General features: G+C 45.6%; 16 protein-coding genes. 10 read left to right on the top strand and 6 right to left on the bottom strand.

Annotation, left to right across the window (positions count from 1 at the left end; all coding sequences use genetic code 11):
- Positions 1 to 190: 190 nt before the first annotated feature.
- Positions 191 to 442, bottom strand: a complete 252-nt coding sequence (locus G499_RS21715) for a hypothetical protein (RefSeq protein ID WP_026999390.1) — start codon at positions 440 to 442, stop codon at positions 191 to 193.
- A 445-nt stretch (positions 443 to 887) separates the two neighbouring features.
- Between G499_RS21715 and G499_RS0107200 the strand changes: the two genes are divergently transcribed.
- From G499_RS0107200 to G499_RS0107180, 5 genes are all read left to right on the top strand, one after another.
- Positions 888 to 1,619, top strand: coding sequence for a CPBP family intramembrane glutamic endopeptidase (locus G499_RS0107200; RefSeq protein WP_026999389.1), 732 nt, complete (start codon positions 888 to 890; stop codon positions 1,617 to 1,619).
- 451 nt (positions 1,620 to 2,070) lie between these two features.
- Positions 2,071 to 4,491 carry a TonB-dependent receptor gene (locus G499_RS0107195; protein WP_026999388.1) on the top strand — a complete coding sequence of 807 codons (2,421 nt, stop codon included), beginning with the start codon at positions 2,071 to 2,073 and terminating at the stop codon, positions 4,489 to 4,491.
- A 19-nt stretch (positions 4,492 to 4,510) separates the two neighbouring features.
- Positions 4,511 to 5,845, top strand: coding sequence for a hypothetical protein (locus G499_RS0107190; RefSeq protein WP_026999387.1), 1,335 nt, complete (start codon positions 4,511 to 4,513; stop codon positions 5,843 to 5,845).
- A gap of 118 nt (positions 5,846 to 5,963) precedes the next feature.
- The gene (locus G499_RS0107185; protein WP_026999386.1) at positions 5,964 to 6,716 is read left to right on the top strand and encodes a hypothetical protein; all 753 of its coding nucleotides are present in this window, start codon (positions 5,964 to 5,966) and stop codon (positions 6,714 to 6,716) included.
- 239 nt (positions 6,717 to 6,955) lie between these two features.
- On the top strand, positions 6,956 to 8,089 hold the full coding sequence (locus tag G499_RS0107180; RefSeq protein ID WP_051296022.1) for a PepSY-associated TM helix domain-containing protein: 1,134 nt from the start codon (positions 6,956 to 6,958) through the stop codon (positions 8,087 to 8,089).
- 162 nt (positions 8,090 to 8,251) lie between these two features.
- On the opposite strand, the gene G499_RS0107170 is transcribed toward G499_RS0107180, so the two are convergent.
- Positions 8,252 to 9,097 carry an arsenite methyltransferase gene (locus G499_RS0107170; protein WP_026999384.1) on the bottom strand — a complete coding sequence of 282 codons (846 nt, stop codon included), beginning with the start codon at positions 9,095 to 9,097 and terminating at the stop codon, positions 8,252 to 8,254.
- A gap of 53 nt (positions 9,098 to 9,150) precedes the next feature.
- Entirely contained in the window at positions 9,151 to 9,477 is a 327-nt protein-coding gene (locus G499_RS0107165; RefSeq protein ID WP_026999383.1) for an ArsR/SmtB family transcription factor, read from the bottom strand.
- 401 nt (positions 9,478 to 9,878) lie between these two features.
- Here G499_RS0107165 and G499_RS0107160 point away from each other — a divergent pair, with 401 nt between their 5' ends.
- The 5 genes from G499_RS0107160 (at position 9,879) to G499_RS0107135 (ending at position 21,152) form a co-directional block, all read left to right on the top strand.
- Positions 9,879 to 12,959 (top strand): SusC/RagA family TonB-linked outer membrane protein, encoded by a 3,081-nt coding sequence (locus tag G499_RS0107160; RefSeq protein WP_026999382.1) that lies wholly within the window; start codon positions 9,879 to 9,881, stop codon positions 12,957 to 12,959.
- A 19-nt stretch (positions 12,960 to 12,978) separates the two neighbouring features.
- On the top strand, positions 12,979 to 14,325 hold the full coding sequence (locus G499_RS0107155) for a RagB/SusD family nutrient uptake outer membrane protein (protein WP_026999381.1): 1,347 nt from the start codon (positions 12,979 to 12,981) through the stop codon (positions 14,323 to 14,325).
- Between the two features lie 234 nt (positions 14,326 to 14,559).
- A complete protein-coding gene (locus G499_RS22500) occupies positions 14,560 to 14,883 on the top strand; it encodes a hypothetical protein (protein ID WP_026999380.1) in 324 nt (107 codons plus the stop codon).
- Positions 14,884 to 15,298: 415 nt separating this feature from the next.
- On the top strand, positions 15,299 to 15,685 hold the full coding sequence (locus G499_RS20985) for a RagB/SusD family nutrient uptake outer membrane protein (protein ID WP_342663924.1): 387 nt from the start codon (positions 15,299 to 15,301) through the stop codon (positions 15,683 to 15,685).
- A 367-nt stretch (positions 15,686 to 16,052) separates the two neighbouring features.
- Positions 16,053 to 21,152 carry a PAS domain S-box protein gene (locus G499_RS0107135; RefSeq protein WP_026999378.1) on the top strand — a complete coding sequence of 1,700 codons (5,100 nt, stop codon included), beginning with the start codon at positions 16,053 to 16,055 and terminating at the stop codon, positions 21,150 to 21,152.
- Positions 21,153 to 21,397: 245 nt separating this feature from the next.
- Here G499_RS0107135 and G499_RS0107130 read toward each other — a convergent pair whose 3' ends face one another.
- The 3 genes from G499_RS0107130 to G499_RS0107120 all read right to left on the bottom strand — a co-directional run bounded on the left by G499_RS0107130 (position 21,398) and on the right by G499_RS0107120 (position 24,886).
- On the bottom strand, positions 21,398 to 22,048 hold the full coding sequence (locus G499_RS0107130; RefSeq protein WP_026999377.1) for a hypothetical protein: 651 nt from the start codon (positions 22,046 to 22,048) through the stop codon (positions 21,398 to 21,400).
- A 333-nt stretch (positions 22,049 to 22,381) separates the two neighbouring features.
- Complete coding sequence (locus tag G499_RS0107125) at positions 22,382 to 24,496, bottom strand: penicillin-binding protein (RefSeq protein WP_026999376.1); 2,115 nt, start codon at positions 24,494 to 24,496, stop codon at positions 22,382 to 22,384.
- A gap of 6 nt (positions 24,497 to 24,502) precedes the next feature.
- Positions 24,503 to 24,886 carry an FtsL-like putative cell division protein gene (locus G499_RS0107120; RefSeq protein ID WP_026999375.1) on the bottom strand — a complete coding sequence of 128 codons (384 nt, stop codon included), beginning with the start codon at positions 24,884 to 24,886 and terminating at the stop codon, positions 24,503 to 24,505.
- Positions 24,887 to 24,895: the final 9 nt, after the last annotated feature.

Genomic DNA, 24,895 nt, shown 5'->3' with positions numbered 1-24,895 from the left:
TATCGTTTACGATGGGAGATTGAAATATGCGAGCGTAAGCGTGGCGATAGCCTTCCCATACTTATGTGATAGACCAAAGCTGCAAGCAGAAGCATACCCCCCAATATGAGGGGGTATGCCCAAACCTCTATTAAGATAAGCCCTCAAGGAAGAGGGTTACAAATCTCATCCAACAGTGCAAGTCTGTGAGTTATTTCACGCGTCGTGCGTCCCAGCCATTATACCAATCTCTTCGGTTGACATCTGTCCCATAACACCAGCTACCCTGAAAACTTTGGCCGTCAGTAGCGATGGTAAATTCAAACAAACCACTTCGGTCATTACTGCTCTGTATCCATCTACTCGATACTACATTGCCGTGAATAGTGCCTACTATCAAACCATCTTCGTGGTTGTAACGACCTGTGATTGTGATAAGGTTATCATCTTGCTCAAAAAACAAGTCGCCCCAGTTTGGCGCAGGCTCAGATAAGGCTATGTTTCAAAAGCTTGGCTGGTAACAGGGATGAGATAAGTCAGTGTTAAAAGCAAGAGGGTATTAAGTGTATGTATTGATTTGGCGGAATTTAGTCATAAAGAAGGAGCTTTAACACATTAGTTATCATATTTTTAAATAACGGATAATCATTTTAATCTTGAATTTAGAAACTTAGCCTTGTTTTAGTCTCCTTGTTATGTCTTTCCTCTTATTTTGAGTTGGCTTATTATTTATTATAGAGTTTTCCCCTATGGTCTAGTTACATATACATGAGTATAGCAAACTAGGGGGCTTACAAGAGGGTACACCAAGATTTAGCCCTAGTTTGAATATCTAGCAGACAAGTGATGTTTTTTGGAAGAGGTTTGTTATTTTGCAGCCAGATTTTTAGTACTCCTCCCAACAAACGATGCCTACTCCACACACTCCCGTTATTTGGCAAACCCAAGACACTGAGTTTGTCCTGATGATGATTCACGTAACTCTGGGCTATGTGGCTTATTTTTTTATGGCCGAATCGACAGCCTTACGACGCTACTTGGAAGGGCGCTTTGGGGCGCGTGCCCAAGTATATCAGGTGTTGGTACAGCGGTATTTGGGTGTTTTTTGGATGGGTATCGTGCCTATTACGGTCAATTTTTTGCTCATCCCCAAAACAGCCGCTGATTATGGCTTGTCCTTCATCAACCTTGATGTATCGCTTTATTGGACTGTGGGGCTGTCGGCAGTCGTACTGCTCATCAACTTGGGCAACGCCCGCAAACCCGACAACCTGGCGATGTACCCGCAGATACGCGAGCCCAACTGGTCGGCAGGACTGCTGGTGAGCAGCTTGTTGAGCTGGGCAGCGTACTTGTTTGCATATGAATTGTTGTTTCGGGGGTTTTTGCTCTTCGGTACGGTCAGCCTTTTGGGTGCGGTGCCTGCCATTGCCCTCAATGCGTGTATTTATGCCATTGCCCATATCCCCAAGGGCATTAAAGAAACAATAGGAGCCGTGCCTTTAGGGATTATTCTGAGCTGGCTTACTTTTTATACAGGCACTATCTGGATTGCCTTCGGCGTACACGTGGCCTTGGCTTGGAGCAATGAGCTGCTCTCCTTGTATTTTCATCCTGAAATAAAGCTGAGACGGTTGTAAATTACTAGGAAGTCGGCGCTTGTTTTACTCAGAGGACACACTGCCAGGCAGCCCAACCACGCAATAGCACTGGAGACAATCTGCTGTTCTGGGGCAATAAGAGGCTTCTACGCTCCCTGCTAGTCAAACTTATCCCTCAACTCGAAAGTAGTTAAGCGGCTAACTGAATTAGACAATCGGTTGCATTTTGCAATCAATTTTTTTATTTTATTCATTTTGTATTTTCATAAAATACCCAAACTAATCTTTCTTTAGTACAAAAGTCGATTGTTGTCGGTGTGCTGTGTCTCAATAATCGGTATCAATGCGAATGAGGACAGACCGTATTTGTAGCCAGTTTGTTATAGCTGATTATCAGATACTTAACTTCAGTGTTTAAACTTTTTAAGTGATTTATTTGGACTGATTAAAAATAACAAATAACTTTACCCCATCAAATCATAGATAATATATGAAAAGGGGCATCATTCTGATATTTTATATCTTAAGTCTATTTTTACATACTGTTTGCTTTGGGCAAAGCGCCAAGATTTCGGGTAGGTTGAGCTTCGAAGATGGCTCTCCGGTAGCTTACGCAACCGTGATTGTTCACCCAATAAAAAAATATGCCTTATCAGATGGAGAAGGAAGGTATGAAATCAAAGAAGTGCCCTATGGTTACTACGAAGTAGAAGTCAGCAGCCTAGAAATTCAGAAGCAACGCTATACCCTCAGTGTAGGTAGCGAGTTGGTCAGCCTGCCCTTGGTATTCAAAAAAGCGGAGGCGCGAGTACTCAGTGAGGTAGTAGTAGAGGCAGAGTCAGAAAAGAAAATCATCGAAACAAGCGGCTTTGCGGCCAATGTAATAGAGACCAAGGAAGCCGGAATCAGAAACATACAAACAAATGAGCTGCTCGATAGAAGTGTTGGGATACGTGTACGCCAAAATGGGGGGCTGGGCTCAGCGGTAAACTACAACCTCAATGGGATGTCGGGGCACTCTATCAGGATTTTTATTGATGGCATTCCGCTCAATACCTATGGCCCTTCATTTAGCCTCAACAGCATCCCTCCAGCGCTGATAGAACGCATAGAAGTCTACAAAGGGGTTGTGCCCGCACACTTGGCCGACGATGCCTTGGGGGGCGCTATCAATGTGGTATTGAAGCAAAATCTACGCAATAATTTGACGGCTTCGGTGTCTTATGGTTCTTTCAATACCCTTCAGAGCCATCTCAGTGGGATGTTTCGAAACGAAAAAACAGGCTTTGCTGTAAAGGTCTCAGCTTTTTACAACCATTCGGACAATGACTATGAAGTTTGGGGGAAGTTTGTCAGGAATATTTTGCCCAATGGCCGTTACGAGTATGTGCGTGCACGGCGCTTCAATGATGCCTATCGCGCCATTGGTGGCCAAGTAGAGCTGGGGTTCACGGATGTCAAATGGGCCGACCAGTTTTTCATCGGTTTCAATGCTTCTGATGATCACAAGGAAATCCAACACGGGATGTATATGTCTATCCCGTATATGGGTCGCTTCAGTACTTCACAGGCGCAGGTGCTGACGATGAACTACCGAAAAGCCGATGTATTGACCAAAGGACTTGAGCTTACATTTTCGGGAATGTACAGCCAACGCCACCAAGTAGTCAATGATACCGTTCGCTGGAACTACAATTGGTTTGGAGAAAGAAGCATCGGGCTCAATGGAGACCCTATTTTGAGACCCTCTGGCGCGCAACAAGGCGCACCTACCATTAATCATATCAACAGAAATGTGGCAACATTTCGTGTAGGGCTCAATTATGATTTCAATAGCCACCATAGGATTGTACTGAATCATATTTTCTATACCATTGATAGAAGAGAACAAGATCAGATGCGGAGTATGGCTGAGCGAGACTTCATCGGAACAAGAGACTTGCAGAAAAACATCACCTCGCTGGCATACGAAACGACCACGCTTCGCAATAGTCTCAAAACAAGCTTTTTTGCCAAATATTACCAACAAAGTATCAGCCGTATGAATCCGGTGTTGGTCAATGTAGACGGGCAGCCTACCCGGCAAGAAAACCGAATGAGCAACTCCCGCGCCGCACTTGGGTATGGGGTGGCTGTTTCTTATGCCATTACCCGCAAGTGGATGGTCTTGGCTTCTGCCGAAAAAGCCATCAGAATGCCCTCCGAAGAGGAGATTTTTGGAAGCCCTGCGGATAATATCACAGAAAACATCAATCTCTCTGCCGAACAAAGCAACAACCTCAATGCAGGATTCAAATTTGGCCCCTATATCGCCGGAAACCACAAAGTGTCGCTAAATGCTACAGGTTTTTTGAGAGACACAAGGGACAAAATCGTGCAGCAAATCAACCCCAGACTCAACGATGCCATCCAAACCAACCCTTTCGAAAACTTAGGTAAAACCAAGGCCATTGGTTTTGAGGGAGAATTATTCTATACCTACAATAAAAACCTAAACGTAGTGGTAAATTTCTCTAAATTCAATGCTGTCTTCAATATGGAAAAAGACCCCAACGGACGAGTATACGACCATTACAACAGACAACTCCCCAACGAGCCTTTTTTCACCGTCAATGCAAGCCTGCAATACGCCCTACACAACCTTATCGCCGAGCGCTCCACCATCAACTTCTATTATAGCTTTGGCTTTGTAGAGCGGTTTTATACTACTTGGCTACTGATAGAAGACTTCCGTACGCCGCGCCAACACATCCACGACCTAGGGCTGAATTATATTTTCCCTAACAAAAAATTTGTACTCAGCGCTGATGCCAAAAACATCCTCAACGCGCAGGTGTATGACAACTTCGCCGTGCAAAAACCAGGAAGAGCTTTTTATCTAAAATTGAACTACACAATCAGTAATTTTTAATAACAAATCTAGTTTTTATATGAAAACCAACTATCTCAAATCACTTGCCTTGAGTGCGGCGATGCTACTGTCGCTGGCTGCTTGCAATAAAAATAATGAGTCCGTCAATCCTGATAATAACGTCGACACACAACGTTGGATTACCGTAGCCGGTGCGCTGATGCAGACCACCCCCGGCGATGGTAATGGCGGCACGATGGTCTATGCAGTAAGTTATGAAGATGCGCGTAACCCTGACTTTGCCATCAATGTCTATGACAATGGCTTCCCTGTGAAATCAAACCGCACCGCCCGCCTACAATCGTCAGAAGACGGCAATACGCTTTTCAACATCGCCTATACCGGCGATAATGGTGGCGAGTTTTCAAGATACAAGGTCAATGGTGGCGCCAACTTTGTCCAAGAGGACGTATCTGTAAACATTGCGCAGTATGCCAGTACCTCGCCACGCTGGGCAAAGTTATTTGATGGCGATAAAACCGGTATAGCCGTAAATGTAGCCAATATCATTGCCAACAATGCCCCCAATGGTGCCAACCCCGGTGGAACCTTTCAATACTATCGTGGTACGGCTACCGTGTTGGCCTTGGACTTACAAAATGTGCTGATTTCCAGATACAAGCAGTACCAAATCCCCCTGACTGCCGAAGAAGAAGCATTAGGACATAACATCTTCCGCCTAGACGCTCCGGTGCTCAACAAAGCCGGCAATAAGCTCATCATCGGTACTTGGATGCAGAAGCGTAACCCCGCTACAGGGCAAACAGAGAGTAATTTCCAGCGCCTCGGTACAAAATCTGTGGTTGTAGATTATCCATCGCTCGAGAACCCAACCGTCATCACCTCTACCGTAGGGCAGGGCGATTGCAGTGGTTACCGCAGCTTCAACAGTTTCACTACCGAAGACGGCAACATCTACCAAGCTACCCAACGCGAGCCTTCGAACAGAGGCTCACACATCCTCAAAATCAATGCGAACAATGAGTATGACAACAACTATGTTTTCAGCCTAAATACCGCCCTAGGAGTCAGCAATGTCTATGTAGACTGCTGGAGATATGCTGGCAATGGTATTGCCTATGCACTCTATAGCCACGGCGACAGCGACCAAGGGTTTGTGGCTAGGCTAGACCTCAACGCCCGAACAGCCACCAAAGTTGATATCCCTGAAGATGCCGACCTTAACTTCGGCCAATACCAAGGTATTTTGGTCAATGGCGATGAGGTATACATTGCCATTACGCCTATTGGCAAAGATGGCAATATTTACATCATCAACAGCCGTACAGGAGCCATTACCAAAGGCGCTAAGCTTGTCAACAAGCCCGGCAACCGTTATATCGGTATTTTCTAAGAAGCTGCTTGTCAAGATTTTAGGTTGTGATGTGATTTCTTGAAATAAGCAACAAAAGGGTGAGTACTGCATCACCCTTTCTCCTAAAACAGTCATCACTTTATCAAACACAAAAAATATGAAAACAAACATTTTAACAGCCTTGGCCTTGGCCACGGGCATCTTCTTGGCCTCTTGTGGTGCTTCAGAAAGCAACCAAGTCGATAACAATACCGACAGTACAACTAGCACCAGCACGGCCAACAACGAAAAACCAGCCGACAACAACCGCCGCCGTGGGATAGACTACACCGCGCTAAAAGCCGAATTGGCACTCAATCCCGAACAAGAAAAGCAATTTGAGGAAGTTGTAGAAAAATACAAAAAAATTGCTGAAGAAAGCCGTGCCGCTGCTACTTCAGGAGGGGCAAAGTTTGACCGTGTGGAGGCTTTCAAACAAATGGAAGAACGCAGCAAGAAGCAAGCCGCGGATATGGCTGTATTTCTCAACGATACACAGCTCGAAAAATACAATGCCTTTATGGCCAAAAACACCCGTAAGCGCCCCCGTTACAATGATGAGCTACTCAGCAAGATCAAAACGGAACTGGCTCTCGACGAAAAACAAGCCGCAATGCTCGAAGCAGTCAATAACGCCTTTGAACGCTCTTATCACGAAGCCCACGATATTTATCATGGCAACAGCGAGCTAGCAAAAGAGTATTGGCTAAAATATGATGATGAGCGCAAAGGCGCAATGAAAAAAGTGCTTTCTGAGGCTCAATATGCAAAGTTTTTAGAATTGGTAAAAGACCAAAAGCCAGCAGAAAGAGCCGAGGAAGAACCCAAGAAAGAGAAGAAAGACAAAGCAGAACAAACCGCCAGCCGATAGCCCTTCAGAAAGCTGGGATAAGCTCTACCTCAACAACAAACTTGTTTTGGCATCAAAAAGAAGCTTTCTACAGGTTTAGCCCACGGCCTAGGCCGTGGGTTTTGAAAACACCCGCAACCTAGGGCTTTGGCTGAAATAACCACTTATACAATAATATTTACAACCCAAAATCGATGAAGCGATTAGTTAAATCCTTGCTAAGAAAAAAGAGAAAAAACGAATCTTGGTTTAAATATTTTATGGCCATAGGACATTTATGGCTTGGTTTGTTATCATCAGTAGTGGTGTTTGCTGTTTGCCTTACAGGCAGCATTTATGCCTTCAAAAACCCTGTCATAGAGCTATATAACCGACACAAAGTCTATGTAGATGCACCCAAACAAGCTGTGCCGCTTCCCTTAGACACATTACAGGCTATTTTTGAACGCCGGGGCAGCAGCATCACGGCCTTGGTGTTGCCCGCCGCCAAAAATAAAAGCATCAGTATCTCTTACCTCAACCACGAATCAGGGATACTCAAAACGAGTTATTTCAACCCCTATACCGCCGAGGAGCTAGGCCACAGCAGCCGCAGTATGGACGGATTTTTTCAGGTAGTGCTCAATATCCATCGCACATTACTGATTACCAAAATCGGGAAGCAGGTCGTGGGTATTTCTATCCTGATTTTTGTTTTTATGCTTCTATCTGGCCTTGTGCTGTGGTTGCCGGCACGTTGGAAATGGAAAAACATCAAAGCTGGATTGACCATCAACTGGAGAGCAAAGTTTTACCGTATCAACTATGACCTACACAACACACTAGGCTTCTATAGCTTACTGTTGTTGCTTTTTATTGCCCTGACGGGACTTTATGTTACCTATCCTTGGATGAAAAGCGGTATTTTGGTAGCCCTAGGGGGCAAACCCATATCTGGAGAGGCTGTCAAAGAAGAAATTTCTAATAATTTTGAGCTGCTATTGCAAGAGATGATGGAAAAAGAAGAGGAGAAAAAAACAATGAAAGACCTTCGCCCTATTTCTTTAGACAGCCTGATGGGCTTGGTTGACCAAAAACTTCACTACCACGCTACGACAATCATACAATTGCCCGATGACAAAGAGCCTCGGTTTAGCATCCAAAAAATCAATACGACCAACTGGCTGGGGGCGATGTTGCCCGATCAAATCAGTTTTGACAAAAAAGGGGAGCTTAAGGCTGTCGAGCTTTTTCGAGACAAACCCTTACACAAACAGTTTGTAGCAATATCGTTACCACTCCATACCGGAGAGTTCCTAGGCCTGCCCGGCATCATACTTTATGCCTTGGTCTCCTTGGTGGGATGCTCTTTGCCTATTACGGGCTTTATTATTTGGTGGAAAAAAGTGCGTTAACAAAGCCGCCCTCTAGGCATCCCCAATCAAAATCAGGACTCTTCCGTGAGGTACACGTATGATGTGTGCCAAAGTTGCAGAAGAGCCCAATGTATATCAAAATTCACTGGATACGATTGGTTTGATTCTCAAGCTCAAGCCAATGTTGCCGGGCTATAATAATTAACAACAGCCGGAATCTGGCGCACAAGTTTGGGTAGCCGGTTTTTGACCGTATACCGTAATGCTGTAAATACCCAAGGAGTCATTTTGTGCATAACTATCCAAGCCTTCTTTGTCAAGATAACGGCTCAAAATCTCTGTAGGCAGACTGATTTTCCGAGATTTTTGTACCTGCACATTCACAAACCCAGCCTGCGACAGCAGTTTCAGATAGTCGGTTTGTGAGATAGCTCCTGATACACAGCCGGCATACATCTCAGCATCATTGCGTAGCCCTTCGGGTAGTGTGCCTTGTAGCACAACATCTGAGATACTGAAATGAGCGCTAGGTTTTAGCACCCGATACATTTCTGCAAAAGCCTTGGCCTTATCAGGAACGAGGTTGAGCACACAATTGCTGATAATCACATCAATTGTATTGGCTGTAATGGGCAGCCTTTCGATGTCTCCCAGACGAAACTCTACGTTGTTGAATCCTAGTTTTTCGGCGTTTACACGAGATTTCTCAATCATCGTCTCTGTCATATCTACACCAATCACTTTTCCGCTTTCCCCAGTAATGGCTCGGGCGACAAAGCAGTCGTTGCCAGCACCAGAGCCTAGGTCAAGAACGGTATCTCCCAGGTTGATCTGTGCAAACTCGGTTGGTAGGCCACAACCCAGCCCCAGGTCAGCGTCGGCATTGTAACCTTGTACATCTTGGTAGTTTTCGGCAAAAACGGCATAATCTACCGTAGCACAACCACCAACACCACAACAAGAGGTTTCGTTTTCAGTTTTTGATTGGTTGGCAATCAAGGTGTATTTCTCTTTCACCATTGCCTTCAAGGCTTCGTTATTTTCCATAGAATTAGGGGGATTGAATTGTAAGAATATAAAAATTGACCGTGAAAACAGCACTATGAACAGCAATTGGATTCGGCCTGTACAAGCCATTGCCCCAACACTTGTTGGAGTTGCCGCCAGCCTTCAGGGTGAATGCAGTAGCAAATGCGTGTCCCTTCGATGTCGCCCTGAATTAACCCGACTGTTTTTAGCTCCTTGAGATGTTGTGAGACAGTGGCCTGTGAGAGGGGCAGCTCTTCCACAATCTCTCCGCAGACACAGGATTGACGCTTCAACAACACTTCCAGAATGGCAATCCTTGCCGGGTGTGCCAAAGCCTTGGCCAAAGCTGCTAGCTGATTTTGGTTTGTAGAAAAAGCCGATGTTTTGCTTAAACCCATATGATTAATCGGTATATTACGATGATAATTGTAAAACACGAATCCCTCGGGGAGAGTTCCATTTTGGCGATGTAGTGGAGTATTTGACCACACCGTGTGTCAATAACAAGGATATAGCAGAAAATCAGATGATTATTCGGCTTTTTATACTTTAACAAGCTTGAATTAGAACAAAACACTGCATTTGTGATTTTTTTAGTACAAGTAGTATGTTTTTGTATCAAAATCAAATTTTTGTTTGCTAATTCGATTTTAGTCTTCTACCTTTGAAACATGAAGGTGGTAGAGTAAGCACAACTTAGATGCATTACACAACCAGATAATCGCCCCATAAGGAAGCTATTTTTGGTTGTACCACATATTTATTATTATTATTATCACTTATTTAAACAAATGACTGTATGCGTAAACATCTACTGTTTTACTGTACACTATTACTCACATTGTGCCTAAGTGTGTCGCTTTGGGCGCAAGGTCGAGTGGTAACCGACACTGTTGTCGACGAAAACGGCGAACCATTGCCCGGTGTAACGGTGGTGGTCAAAGGGACTACCCAAGGCTCTGCCACTGATATCAATGGTCGTTATGCCATCAATGTTCCTGAAGGTGGTATTCTTATTTTTCGAGGTGTTGGCCTGACGACACAAGAGATTGCTGTGGGCAGCCAAACCATCATCAATCCCACCATGCAATCAGATACCCGCCAACTTGGTGAGGTGGTTGTAGTAGGATATGGGACACAAAACCGTGCTGAGCTTACCAGCTCTGTTTCCAAGGTAACTTCCGAAACACTACAAGATTTGCCCGTAGCAGGTATTGACCAAGCGCTACAGGGTCGCGCAGCAGGTGTGCAGATTACCACAAACTCCGGTACACCCGGTGGGGGGGTTACGGTGCGTGTGCGTGGTTCAAGCTCTATCTCTGCCAGCAATCAGCCTCTTTATGTAATAGACGGCGTGCCGCTTACTACGGGCGACTTTTCCCAGTTGGGTTTTGGAGGGCAAAGCATCAATGCGCTTACAGACATTAACCCTAATGACATTGAGTCTATTGAGGTATTGAAAGATGCTTCTGCTGCTGCCATATACGGCTCGCGTGCTGCCAATGGAGTTGTATTGATTACGACCAAGCGTGGAAAAACAGGAAAAACCCAGTTCAACTTTAATACATACGCAGGTTTTCAACAGGCTTGGCGCAAGCCAAAATTCTTGGACCGCACACAATACTTAGAAGTGGCCACAGAAGCATTGGTGAATGATGGTTTCTTACCTGCAGGTTCTACAGGGGATGATTTCATAGATTTCTTTTACGGAGGCCTTCCTTTTGAGAATACTGTAAATACCAATTGGTTGGACGAAGTACTACGAACCGCTTCTATCCAAAATTACGAGCTTTCTAGCTCTGGAGGGAATGATAAAACAAAGTACTATCTGTCTGCCAATTATTTTGATCAGCAAGGCTTGGTAATCAATAGCCGTTATCAAAGGCTATCCACTCGCCTCAACCTTGACCATAATGTAAACAACCGCTTTACCATTGGTACCAGCGTGCAACTAAGCCGTGCTGTAAACAATCGTATTGTAAGTGATAACACCTTGAACGGCCCCTTTGCCAATGCATTAGCAGCCTCTCCTTTGTGGCCTGTACGTGATGCACGAGGACGTTATACCCGTCCGCAGTTCTTTTATAGCAATCCGGTAGCTGAAGGCACAGAAAACGATGATATAAATGTCAGCTTGCGTGCTGTGGCCAATGCTTATGCCAAGTACGCTCTCACAGACAACTTAAATATCAATGGAAGAGTGGGAATAGACCAACTGAGCTTTTCGGAGCGTCGTTATACTCCTGACAACTACCCCGGCAGTTCTTCTACTCAAGAGGGTGGCTCTGGTCAAAACAATTACTCTAATGTGTTGAAGTGGCTTACAGAAGCAACAATAGATTATCGTGTACCCTTGGCTGAGCAACACAATCTGACACTTTTGGCTGGTTTCAACCAAGAGTACAATATCATCAATCAGGCATCTGTTAGGGGTATTGGTTTTCCCGGAGAGCGTTTTCGATTTATATCTGCTGCAGCTACTGTAAATCAAGGTTCTAATTTTGAAACTTATTGGGGACTTACTTCCTTCTTTGGCCGTGCCAATTATGCCTTATATGGCAAATATTTGTTATCTGTGAATTTCCGTGCAGATGCTTCTTCTCGCTTTGGGGTAAATAATCGCTGGGGCTATTTCCCTGCCCTCTCTGCCGGGTGGCGTATTTCTGAAGAAGAATTTTTTGGAGGCCTGAAAAATACCATTAGCGATTTGAAAGTTCGTGCCAGCTGGGGAATTACAGGAAATCAAGAAATTGGGAACTTCGCTTCACGCAATTTCTATGGTGGAGCTAATTACTTTAATGCTGCTGGTATTGCTCCTACACAAATTGGAGATCCTAATTTGAAATGGGAAGAAACCACCCAAACAGATATTGGTTTGGATATTGGCTTTTTCAATAATCGTGTAACACTCTCTGCGGATTATTACGTGAAAACTACCAGAGACCTGCTTTTCTCTCGTCCGATTGCTACCCAAAATGGCTTTGGCAGTTTCTTCACCAATATTGGTTCTGTGGAAAATCGTGGTTTTGAGTTTACTTTGACTACAGTAAATGTACAAGGTGGTCGTGATGAGTTTAGCTGGACTTCCGATTTAAACATGTCTTTCAATCGCAATAAGGTATTAGAGCTCTTTGAAGGCCAAGATGTATTCTATGGTTTTGGAGGCAACTCTTTGGTATTGCGTGAAGGGCAACCTATTGGTACTTTCTACGGTTTTATTGCTGATGGTGTATATGCGCGTACAGAAGATGTGCCGCAATCACTTCAGGCCTTGGGGATTCAGGGAGGGGATATGAACTATCGCGATATCAATGGCGATGGCATTATCAACGATGCTGACCTGACCATCATCGGCAGTGCACAACCTTTGTTTGTAGGAGGTTTTAATAATACTTTCCGCTACAAAGGTTTTGATCTGAACATCTTCATGCAGTTTTCTTATGGAAACGATATCTGGAATGCAGCAGGAAGTTTTCAACAAGGACTATTCGCCAACTTCTTTGACGATAATCAAGTAGATGCTGTATTGAATCGCTGGCGACAAGAAGGAGACATCACGGCAGTGCCTCGTGCTACTACTGATGTATCAGTAAATCAAAACAATCGTTCTAGTACGACTCGTTTTATCAGAGATGGCTCTTTCTTACGATTCAAAAACGTGATTTTTGGTTATACATTGCCAAAGAGATTGATTGATCGCGTTTCTTTGCGTTCTGCCCGTGTGTATGTGCAAGCTCAAAACTTATTTACCTTTACCAACTATCCGGGCTTCGACCCTGAAGTAAACTTTGCAGGTACGTCTAATACTACCTTGGGAGTGGATTTCTACACCTTCCCACAGCCTCGTACCATTACTTTCGGGCTTAATATCGGATTCTAAACTTAGAACAGAGATACTCATGAAAAAAATATTTCGATACCTCACTCTTTGCACAGCATTGGCTTTGATCAATGCTTGCAATACCCTGGATGTAGAGCCTACCAATTCTATTGATGCCGAAACAGCTGTAACAGATTCAATTTCAGTGGCTCGCTCTGTGGCTGGTATATATGATGGCTTGCAATCAGGCAATTATTATGGTCTTCGTTTCTTACTTTATCAAGATGTATATGCTGATAATTTAGCACATTCAGGTACCTTTACCACCGACCAACAAGTAAGTGCTCGACAGATTCAAGCCTCTAATTTGCAAATCGCCAATACCTGGGCAAGCATCTATGCAACCATAAATCGCGCCAATACTTTGATAGAGCGTATTGATAATGTAACCTTGACAGCAGCTACGCGCAATCATTATATTGCTGAGGCGCGTTTTGTACGTGCATTATGCTATTTCGACTTAGTAAAGCTCTTCGGGCCTGTACCTATTCAGCCTAGAGCTACTAAGGCTACAGCTGAAATCTCGAATGTAGCACGTTCTTCAGAGAATGATGTTTATAATTACATTATTGAGGATTTGATTTTTGCTGAGGCAAATCTTACAAATCTCAATCCTGCGGCTCAGCGGCAGTTTCGTGCTACGGCAAGAGCTGCTACTGCTCTGCTGGCAAGGGTATATTTGCAAAGAGGAGATAATGTACAAGCTGCTGCCAAAGCCACACAGGCCATTGCTGGTTCAGGACTTACCACGGCTTTTAATGCGATTTTCCTTAATTCTGTAACAAACGAAACTATCTGGACGCTCCACTTCAGCTTGAACGACCAAAATGGCTTGGCCATTGCCTCGGATCCTACAACTGGAGGGCAGAAGTTTTACTATCGTACCGCCTTTTTCAATGCTTTTCAAACATCAGGATTAAATGGAGATTTGCGCTTTGCTGTGAGCGCTCGCGTAATTAGTGGTCGTCTTTCTTTGGTAAAGTATTTCCGCACCTCCTCAAGTGATGACTATGTAACTATGATTCGTCTTGCCGAAATGTTTTTGATTCGCGCAGAGGCCAATGCACGTTTGGGTAATCCTTTGACGGCTCCCTCTGCTAATGTATTAGGCGACATCAATGTGGTGCGTAACCGTGCAGGATTAGCTAATGCCAACCCCGCTACCAATGCAGAAGCGCTTACTGAGATTTTGAATCAGCGCCGCTTCGAGTTTGTAGGCGAAGGACATCGCTACTCAGATTTGCTTCGTTATGGCTTAGCAGAAGGCTTGTTCCCTGCGGGGCAAGGATTCCGTACTCGTTGGCCTATTCCGCTTACGCAGTTGGAAGTAAACCCATTGCTTACGCCTAATCCCGGTTACTTGTAGGCTTTAGCTTTGTTAGAAATAAAAAAGGGGCTGTCTGATTTTTCAGAGAGCTCCTTTTTTGATAGAAGACAACAAACTTGCTGCAATACTTTGTGATATATTTGATTGATAAGCTAGACTAAACGCACTGTAATTTTTATTATTTTGAAGTAAAAAAATATATAGTGAATAATGAAATATTTGTAATAGATTTCTAAATTCTGCCATCAAAACAAGAACTTTGCCCATCCTTTATTGGATATTCTCTTGCTGAGTATTTGTGCAGTATTTCACGGGGAGATAGCAGTAAGCCACCAACTCAAGTGGATAGAAAATGTGGCACAACGGCCTTCTTTGAAAAGTGTGGTGCGTATCAAAACCCAGCATCAGCGGCAAGGAGCATATACCCGCTATTACATCTCAAGCATAGAAAAGCTAAGCGCTATACAAGCCGCAGCCCTTGCCAGAGGGCATTGGAGTATAGAAAATCAGCTCCACTGGCAGCTTGATGTGAGCCTTAAAAAGAAGATAGCAAAAGAAATCGGAAAGACTTTTCTGCACAGAATCTATCTCTCTTGAGAAAAATATTGCTCAATGTCGCACAAAGCCAAGAACCCAAAAAGATAAGCAAGAAGAGAATTGTCAAAAAAATGATTTGGGAGCCTGAATATTGCCTAAAAATGCTTGCTAAAATGATTGCTTTATAGTGCGTTTAGTCTGATTTCCAGCAAGGTAATTTTGCAGAAGCATTAAATGAATCAAATAGGGTTATCTCCAGCGGCAATTATAGCCTTAATCAAACCGTAACACAGGCGTTTGATGAAGACAATACTAGAGAGAGTATTTTTGAAATTCAGCAAAATGCACAAAATAATGCAGGTTTAGCTACTTTTTACTCCAATCAACAGGGAGTTGGCAGAGGTGGTATAGACATATTAGCTGAGCATCTTAATTTGTACGAGCGCGCTAATCGTAGACTCATAGATTTGATATAGTGGGAGATCAGTTTGGGAATATTACTTCTGGCAAATGGAGAGACCCTCGGAAAAACTACGTGATTATGCGATTAGCTGAGATGTACCTTATTAGGGCTGAGGCTAACTTTCGTTTAGGCACTGGCTCTGGCGCTACTCCCTTAGAAGATTTAAATAGAATACGAAACCGTGCTGGATTAGCTTCTCTATTAAGTGTTACATTAGACAATATTTTGTTAGAGCGTCGTTTAGAGTTAGCGTTTGAAGGCGTACGCATTCACGACATTAAACGTCTGCAAGGAGTAACAGGTACATTCTTGTGGAATGATAATCGTTTGGTGCTTCCAATTCCTTTACGGGAAACAAACGCAAACCCTAATTTGAAACAAAACCTCGGCCATAATTAAGAGGGATTTCTTATAGTTTTTCACCAATGTATCATTACCCTAAAAAACACCCCGCGTTCATCGAGCGCGGGGTGTTTGTGCTAAATCTATTAATTTGGATTACAAAGTTCACGCAAAGACGTAAACAATTCAAAATTCGTTTTTTTTATGCTGGTACGCAAGCAAATGGGGTATTAATCGTTTAATTGGCAACTTTATTGCGATTTAGCAGTAAATAGGTATTGTATGGCATGAGCAAGTTTCGTAGTTTTGTTAGTGGTATGGGTTTTCTGCGCGTGGCTTTGTTGAGGTGTTATTAGACAATCAAAAGGCGCAAAGCGCTTTATCACAGATTTTCTATTTAGGCTGTAGTTTGTCTTAGAGAGATATGAATGCCCCTCAAAAGTTTGAGTATTTGGCACAGGAGCTGGCTGAGGCTGAGCAGCATTCTCCTTGGGTTTCGTACATGCTCCATCATGCAGCGTGTGATGCTTGGTGGTATTGGGATTTGGGGAATTTCGAGGGAGTTTATTTCACGCCTAGTTTTTGGGAAAGTTTGGGGTATGTAGATGATACATCCAAACCAATCTGGCCACAGTTACAGGAAAGAAACCATCGCCAACAATGCCAAGAGGCTTGGGAGGCTTGTCGTGCCGCCCCTCAACACTATGTGATGGATTTGCGGGTCTCTTTCAAGCACCAAAAAGGCCATTATCTCACCTTTCGCTGCAAAGGTGGTGTCCTTCCCAACACACAGCGTGTATTGTTGAGCTGCGTTGTAGAAACCCCACAATACCAACATGATGAGCAAGAATGCCTCCCTAAGTTACTCGACAGCAGTCTGATTTATATACTCAAAGCCGATGAAGCAGGGCTTTGTTATTATGTCAATCAACATTATTGCCAAGATTTCGACTATTTGCCCGAAGAAATTATAGGGAAACCCATCATATCGCTTTTGTTGCCTGAAGACCGCCCGCAAGGGCAAGCCTTGATTGACCAAGCCTTGGCCAACCCCAACCAAACCTTCAATGGCAGGCTGCGCCAAAAAGCACGAAATACCCAAGTGTTTCACACCTCCAACTGGGAGCTCAAGGCTTTGCGTACTCCTGATGGAAATGCTAACGGAATACTATTGGTAGGCGTAGACATCACCCCTAAGGTCAAGGCTCAGGCTGAGTTGCGCGTGCTCACCGGAGTGCTCAACGAAGCCCAAGCAATCGCACAAGTAGGAGGCTGGGTGCTGGATCTCGATACCGGCAAAACTTTCTGGACAGACCAGGTCTACGCCATTCACGAAGTAGACAAAGACTTTGACCATAACCTCAACAATGGGGTCTCGTTCTATCACCCCGACGACCAAGGCCGTGTCGAAGCAGCCATCCAACAAACAGCCAAAACGGGAGAACCTTTTGAGCTCCTAGCGCGATTCTTTACAGCTAAAGGTAATTTGCGAATGCTCAGGGTATCGGGAAGACCTCTCAACGGCCAAGACCAAAAAGTAGAACGCCTCGTCGGTATTGTACAAGATGTAACTCAGCAAGAGCAAGATAAAGAGCTGATTCGGCAAAAGCAGCTCTTCTCCAAACAAATCTTAGCCAGTATGGCTGACGGGATGGTGATTGTAGACGCACAAGGGTATCACCGCGATGTCAATGAGGCTTTTTGCCAAATGACCGGCTTCAGCAAAGAAGAAATTCTAGCCCAAGCGCCTGAGCCACCATACTGCTACTGGAAGGAGGATAATACAGAGGAGATTATGAGGATATATCTAGCAAGTATCGAAGCGCCTCAATATAGTATCGAACAACAAATAAAACATAAAGAGGGGACGTACTTTCCGGTGTTGATAACACCAGGGGTGCTCAAAGACGATCACGGGCAGGTACTTTATTATTTTGCCAATGTCAAAAACATTACCCAACGCAAAGCTGCCGAGCAGGCCCTGCTCAAGAGTGAAGAGATGTTTCGGTTCATTGCCGAGCAAACTTCTGATGCCATCCTTGTTTTTGAAAAAGGGACATTGGTATACCTTTCTCCTGCGTATGAACGCATCTTGGGTTACCCCACAGTTGGGAGTAGTCAGTTCCAAATACGAGAAGACCTCTACGCCATCTTGCACCCCGACGACAGCCACGCAGTTGTACAGTATGCCGAAGCACAGCTAAAAGCATTTCGTTCACATTTCGACTATACCTGCCGGGTACAACATCGCGCAGGGCACTACATCTGGGTAGAGTGCCGTGTGAGTGTGATTTATACTTCCAAAGGGCTACCAGCCAAGGCCATCATTGTCGCTACAGACATTACCGAACGCAAATCGGCTGAAGATCAACTCCTCCAAACACAGAAAATACTTACCGAAACCAATGAAGCACTTCGGGAAAATAAAGAAAAATACAGCCGACTGATTGCCTCTATCAACATTGGTATTTATCAGCTGAGGGAAGACAATCAGTTTGTGTATGTCAGCCCTGTCTGGTGCGAAATGTTGGGCCTAGTAGCCGAAGAGGTATATGCTGACAGCAGCTTGGCTATCAAACCCATTCACCCAGAAGACTACGACAACTTTGTGGAGCTCAATATCCAAGCGTTGGCGAATCGGACTAACCTCAGTACCGAGCTGCGTGTGGTTGCCAAAGGAGTGCTCAGGTGGGTCAGGCTACAATCTAGGGTATTTAGAGGAGATGATGGACAGTACTATTGGTTTGGCACGATGACGGATATCACCGAACAGAAAAACCTCGAAGCCGAACTGAGAAGCACCAAGGACTTCTTGCTCCAAACCAATCAAGTAGCCAAGGTAGGGGGATGGATTTATGAGGTAACAACGGACAAGCTTGTTTGGACTGAGACCGTATACGATATTCACGAGCTGCCCTACGATTTCCCCCTGACTGTGGCCAGCGCACGTGCGTTTTATGACCCTGAGAGCCGAGCCAAACTCAAAGCCGCCGTAGATCAAGTCATCAGCCAAGGCGGAAATTATGACCTTGAGCTACAGATTGTTACAGCCTCCGGAGAGCACCGATGGACCCGCGGTATCGGCAATACTATTGTCGAAAATGGACGTTGTGTCCGACTGTATGGAACGTTCCAAGACATACACCGTCAGAAACTCGCAGAGATAGCCCTGCAAGAAACCCAACAACAACTCGAAAGTATTTTTAACAATATGGCCGATGTGCTCTGGGCCATGGAGTGGCCGGAGTACAAGTTGTTGTTCGTTACACCCTCTGTAGAAGAGTTTTATGAAATACCAGTAGGGGCTTGGTATCAGGACGGCAGCCTATGGGAACAAGTAATACACCCCGAAGACCTTGGTATAAAAAGCCAAATTGCCACACAAATCGAAACCGAGGGAAGCTATCAGGTAGAATATCGGATTATTACTGCCCAAACAAGAAAAATCAAGTGGGTAAGCCATAAAGGCAGAATGATTTATAACCCACAGGGACAAGTCATACGGGTCGATGGCTTTATCACGGACATCAGCCTCGAAAAAGCCTACCAACAAGAGCTAGAACAAGCACGCGAAGAAGCTGTGAGAGCCAGCCAAGCCAAGTCAGCGTTTCTGGCCAATATGAGCCACGAAATCCGTACACCGCTCAATAGCATTATCGGTTTTTCGGAGCTGCTCACCAAAACCCAGCTCGATGCCACACAACAACAGTACCTACAAGCCGTACACCACTCCGGCAATACTTTGCTAGACCTTATCAACGACATCTTGGACTTCTCTAAGATAGAGGCAGGTAAAATGGAGCTCCATCACGAAAGCACCGACCTTTGGAGCTTGCTAAAACAACTCACTGATATGTTGCGCTTCAAAACTCAAGAAAAGGGACTTGATTTGTTGCTCAATATCAGTCCAGAGGTACCACGGTATGTTTGGATAGATGTGCTTCGTTTACAACAAGTATTGATGAATTTGCTCAGCAATGCCGTCAAGTTTACCGAAAAAGGACAAATAGAGCTCAACGTCAGCTTAGGCAAATCATATACCCCCACATCCGAACAAGTAACGGTAGTCTTTGCCGTGAGGGACACCGGTATCGGCATTGCCCCTGATAAACAAAGCAAAATTTTTGACGCTTTTGCCCAAGAGGATAGCTCTACAACCCGAAAATATGGCGGCACAGGACTAGGGTTGGCTATCTGTAATAAAATTTTGGCACTGCTAAACACAACACTAGAGCTAGAGAGCACTCCCAACCAAGGCAGCTGCTTTTATTTTAACCTTACACTATATGCGCACTCCCAAGACAGTGGCTTCCTGCCAAACTTACCCTCGCTCCAAAGGGTATTGATTGTAGAAGAAATGCCCCAAAAGGCACAATTGTTAGAAGAAATATTGGCCACAAAGTCCCTAGAAACGGTATGGACCCCCAGTGCTGCCAAGGCTTTCGAAGTGCTCCATCAACAACCCAAAGGGTATTACGACTTAGTCATTATCCAGCACCACCTGTACCAGACAGACGGGATCACAATAGCCTCTCAGATCCGATCCCAACACAGTGCTGTAGCGTTGCCAATCTTGCTACTCTATAGCGAAGCCGACCCACAGGCCATCCAAGAAGCTTGTCAGCAATGGCAAATAAGCGCACTCCAAGCCCAGCCACTGACAGCCTCGAAGTTGTTTGAGGCGATTGTACAATGCTACGCCCAACAGCCGACCAATAATATCCACCCAACAAACGCAGGCTGGAAAGCCTCGGAGATGCTGGCACTTATTGTAGATGACAACCCCTTTAACAGGCTTTTGGCTGCCAGTATGCTCAAAACCTTGATGCCAAAAGTTGAAATCATAGAAGCTCACGATGGCAAGGCCGCCGTAGAAATGACACGCAAAATAACACCGGGGCTAATCTTTATGGACATACAGATGCCGCAGATGAGCGGCTATGAGGCTGCCCAAAGCATTAGAGATTGGGAAACGAAACACCAAAAACCACGAACGCCTATCATAGCCCTGACCGCCGGAACACGGCAAGACGAACGCGAAAAATGCTTTGAGGCTGGAATGGATGCATACCTTAGCAAACCTTTTGAGCTGAAGAAGCTAGAGGATGTTCTGGCTCAGTGGTATCAGCCCCTACCCCAAAATCAACAACCAACCAACAATACCGAACACTCGCCAAAAGATGGCAAGGCCAAACGCTTTGATTATGAGAACCTTCGCCGACGGATGAACTACCAAGAGGTATATATCGAAGAAATACTGGCGTTGGTGCGCCAAGGATTGTTAGAAAAACAAGTGGCAGCCTTGCAAAAAGCCATCAATACCAACCAGCCAGAAGGCAAAGTAAAAGCATTGGCACACAAACTCAGCGGCACTGGAGTCAGCGTAGGTTTTGAGCAACTAGCCACACTGGCGCGCAGTATCGAGGTGTTGGAAAATTATACACCAGACCAAGCCCAAGCCTTAGTAACTCAAATCCAAGCAGAAATAAAAGCCATCCACGAAGTGCTCAACAACTTAGAATAACCAGCCCGCATTATGAGTATTTGCAACAAAGGAAAGATGGTGTCAAATCACAATCCTTCAAAGACTTCAAGCCCTTGAAGGATTTTGAGATGAGTTTTTGGTGTAATGGATACACAAAAGCGGTGCTTCTGTACATTTGGCGCAAATCCTTAGCGATAGGTTTGCAAACCTATCGTTAAGGAGCTTGTTGAGGACTTGAGCGCCAAAATCACGGAAGAGCCACAAAAGCCAACTCCGTTATGCTGCTAATTGAGAGTAGCTTGCACTGTTTGGGCGATATTAGCCACCCATTTTTCGTACAACCCCGCTTCGATATCAGTTACTGCTTTGGCGTGTTGTTGCCAATTGGGCAAAACAGCCTCCATTTGTGTTTGCATTTCGGCCAAATGACCTTCTTCTTCGACAATGATAGACTTCACATTGACTTTACTACCAGCAGCGCTTAGCGCTTCCTGATAGGCAGGATAAAGCTCATCAGCACGCACCTCTATCGCATAAGTAACCAACAAATAGGCCATATAGCGCAACTGATAGTCTGCGCAGGCCAGTGTTGTTTTGAGGTAGCGGCTGATGGCCACGTCTAAGGCGTGGAGATAATGATAACTCGCACGAGGAGCCAACAGATAAACATCGCTATAATCGGGGCAGTCTGCCTCAGGGATTTTACTCAGTTGTTTTTTGAGATAATAAGCGTGGCGTGCTTCTTCGGCAGCGTGTTTGAGCATCAACAGGTCTACATTGCGGGGGTGTTCGGCTGCAGCTATTTTGCGCGCCCCTACATTTTCCATCAGAGAAAGGGTATTGAGCCAGCGGCTATGTAGCTGGTGATGCTGGACAATAAGCGGAAGCAGGGTATCTAAATTGGTTTTGTGGGCTAAATCAGAGAGAGTGTTCATATGTTGGCAGTATGGTGTAATTGAGTTGCAAATTACACAAACCTCCGCCTACAAGCCAACCCCCAAGAGCATTTATTGTGCCCAAATATTGCCCAACCACACCCCACTGGCTATTTTTCAAATCCCATAGTTATACCCAACCAAAATTGGTTTGGGAAATCTTGTGAATTAACCCCCAAAATGAGGCCTCTTTTCCAAAAACATCCAGTGGCGTGGCCCAACTATTTCGTAAATACTTTCAAACCACGCAGTCTCATATCCACGACTTGCTTTAAAGTACTGATGATTACCGAACGAAAGCGCAGACCCCCTTGTTGTGAAGCCATCCGTATTTTACTGCAAAGACAAGACTATACGCTTATTGCTTGGTAGCGCGCTGCCGGGCATCAGCGACTGGGTTTTGACCTTGCCCCTGCCTTCAAAATAAACCTTAAAACCACGGTTTTCGAGGATGTAGAGCGCATCGCGCAGCGACATCCCAATGACATTGGGCACGCGGTCGGCTTGGATGCTGCGCTCTTTCCAAGAAACCTGCATCGGCTGGGCGATGGGCACTACCCACTCCGACTCAGCCGTAACGGCGCTGGGGATATTGAGCGCCCGCATAATAAAGCGGACATCTTGTTGATAGGCCACTTGGTCGGCGGGGATATTGGTCTGGAAGGCCTGCTTGGGTGAGAGCGCTTCGGTAGACTGTTGCATTTCAAGGTCGCGCACATAGAGACGGTCGGCGACCTTGCGGAATACCGGAGCAGATACGTCAGCGCCATATTGTTTGAACCCTCGGGGGCTGTCTATCACCACAATACAGGTGTATTTGGGCGCTTCGGCGGGGAAGTAGCCCGCAAAGGAGGTATAATACTTGGTAGGAGAGTAGCGCCCTGTTTTGGGGTCGATTTTTTGCGAAGTACCGGTCTTGCCCGCAATGCGGTATTGGTTGCTGCGGATAGCCCGCGCTGTACCGCGCTGTACTACGCCTTCGAGGATGGTCTGTACTTTTTGGAGGGTGGTATCATTACAGATGCGCTCACTCAGGATACCGGGCACAAACTGCTCGATAGGCTGTGTGGCGCGGCGTACTTCGCGCACAATCTGTGGCTGCATCATCCGCCCCCCGTTGGCAATGGCATTGTAGAGCGTCAGGGTGTGTAGGGGAGAGAGGCGCATCTCATACCCTACCGACATCCAGGGCAAGCTGGTGGCGCTCCAAGTCTTGTCTTCGGGGGTTTTGATATAAGGCTTGGCCACGCCTTTGAGCTGAAAATTGAGCGCAGCGCCCAACTGCATTTCGTAGAGTTTATTGACAAAGTCGGCAGGGCGCTCCCCAAACTGGCGGGTGATGAGCTTGGACACCCCTACGTTGGATGATTGTTCGAAGACCTGCTGGATGGTCAGCCGGCCAAAGCCGCCGGCGCGTGCGTCGCGCATCGTGGCTCCGTAAAAGTTGTAGGTACCACCTCCGGTTTCGATGGTATCGCTCAACTCCAGCATGGGGTTATCTTCAAACAAGGCAATGGCCGAAGCTAGTTTGAAGGTAGAGCCGGGGTCGGTGCTGCCTTGTTCGCCAACGGCATAGTTGTAGTTTTCGACATAATCACCATCGAGGTTGCGCCCAAAGTTGGCCATTGCTCGGATGTAGCCTGTTTTTACTTCCATCACAATCACACAGCCAAAGTCGGCCTGATGCTCTTCGAGCGCTTTTTTCAGCTCCTCAGCTGCGATTTCTTGTACATCAATATCTAGGGTTGTGTAGAGGTCATACCCATCGGTAGGTACCATCTGCGAAAAATCACTGACGGGCTTCCACTCGCTGCCCGAAACGCGTTGGTAGAGCGCATTACCATTGATACCGGCCAAGGTGCGGTCGAAGCTATATTCAAGTCCTACGCGCCCGCTGTCTTCTTGTACATAGCCAATAACACGCGCCGCCGTTTGGCCGTAGGGGTAGGAGCGGCGTTCTACTTTTTCGAAAATCACCCCGCCCCGGCGCTGCCCTTCGCGGAAAAGCGGCCAAGCTTCTAGGCGCTTTTTATCCTTAAAATTGACCGGCTCGTTGTTGAGTACGATATAACGCTTGCCTGCTACGCGGGCATTGTTGATTTTGCGGAAATACTCACGTGGTGTCAGGTCTTTGAAAAAGTGCGACAGCAATACCGTCAGGGAGTCAATATCGCGCTGATAGACATCTGCCGGAATGACGACAGGGTCTATAGCTACTTTGAACAAAGGCATCGAGGTAGCCAAAAGCTGCCCGCCATTAGCATAGATATTCCCACGTGTAGCCTTGATGGTACGGTATTGGAGGCCATTTTCGCTGGCGGCGCTTTCCCAACGGGGGCGCTCTATAAGTTGGATATATACCAAGCGAACCAAGATGACAAAACAAAGCGCCACTACGCCCAAAAAAGCTACTCGTGTGCGCAAAAGAATAAGTTTTTTGGCTTCCATAAGAAGTTATTTTTCTAAAACAATGCGGTAGGTTTTGCCATCATTCTCCACCAAGCCCAGCTCTTGGGCGCTCTCCATAATCTCGGATTGCTTGCTGCGCTGTAGAAACTCTATCTTGCTGGTGGTATAATCGGCGCGTAGGGTTTCGACCTTACGTTCGAGTTGGTTGAGTTGCCTGCCCATCTTCTCTGCTTGGTGGGTATTGCCTACATAGATAATCCCCAACACCCCTAAAAAAAGCAAGTGGGGAATGTAGCGGGTGGGCAAACCTTGGTCTATCATCGCGTCGAGGTTGATAAAATTATCAAACAACGAACGGACGGCTTTCACAGGGCGGTTTTGGCGTTGGGCATTGCCCTTGGGTGCATTGCGGTAGCTATTTTCGGCCATATACAAGAT

This window comes from Eisenibacter elegans DSM 3317, from assembly GCF_000430505.1.
GTDB classification, from domain to species: Bacteria; Bacteroidota; Bacteroidia; order Cytophagales; family Microscillaceae; genus Eisenibacter; species Eisenibacter elegans.
Note: the sequence above shows the minus strand (reverse complement) of the source record. Positions and strands in the feature narration are given on the sequence as shown.

Bases quoted from the DNA above. Each gene is read 5' to 3' on its own strand.
- G499_RS0107135 (WP_026999378.1), top strand. From the start codon at position 16,053: ATGAATGCCCCTCAAAAGTTTGAGTATTTGGCACAGGAGCTGGCTGAG.
- G499_RS0107125 (WP_026999376.1), bottom strand. From the start codon at position 24,496: ATGGAAGCCAAAAAACTTATTCTTTTGCGCACACGAGTAGCTTTTTTG.
- G499_RS0107190 (WP_026999387.1), top strand. From the start codon at position 4,511: ATGAAAACCAACTATCTCAAATCACTTGCCTTGAGTGCGGCGATGCTA.
- G499_RS0107165 (WP_026999383.1), bottom strand. From the start codon at position 9,477: ATGGGTTTAAGCAAAACATCGGCTTTTTCTACAAACCAAAATCAGCTA.
- G499_RS0107185 (WP_026999386.1), top strand. From the start codon at position 5,964: ATGAAAACAAACATTTTAACAGCCTTGGCCTTGGCCACGGGCATCTTC.
- G499_RS0107160 (WP_026999382.1), top strand. From the start codon at position 9,879: ATGCGTAAACATCTACTGTTTTACTGTACACTATTACTCACATTGTGC.
- G499_RS0107120 (WP_026999375.1), bottom strand. From the start codon at position 24,886: ATGGCCGAAAATAGCTACCGCAATGCACCCAAGGGCAATGCCCAACGC.
- G499_RS0107155 (WP_026999381.1), top strand. From the start codon at position 12,979: ATGAAAAAAATATTTCGATACCTCACTCTTTGCACAGCATTGGCTTTG.
- G499_RS0107180 (WP_051296022.1), top strand. From the start codon at position 6,956: ATGGCCATAGGACATTTATGGCTTGGTTTGTTATCATCAGTAGTGGTG.
- G499_RS0107195 (WP_026999388.1), top strand. From the start codon at position 2,071: ATGAAAAGGGGCATCATTCTGATATTTTATATCTTAAGTCTATTTTTA.
- G499_RS0107200 (WP_026999389.1), top strand. From the start codon at position 888: ATGCCTACTCCACACACTCCCGTTATTTGGCAAACCCAAGACACTGAG.
- G499_RS0107130 (WP_026999377.1), bottom strand. From the start codon at position 22,048: ATGAACACTCTCTCTGATTTAGCCCACAAAACCAATTTAGATACCCTG.
- G499_RS0107170 (WP_026999384.1), bottom strand. From the start codon at position 9,097: ATGGAAAATAACGAAGCCTTGAAGGCAATGGTGAAAGAGAAATACACC.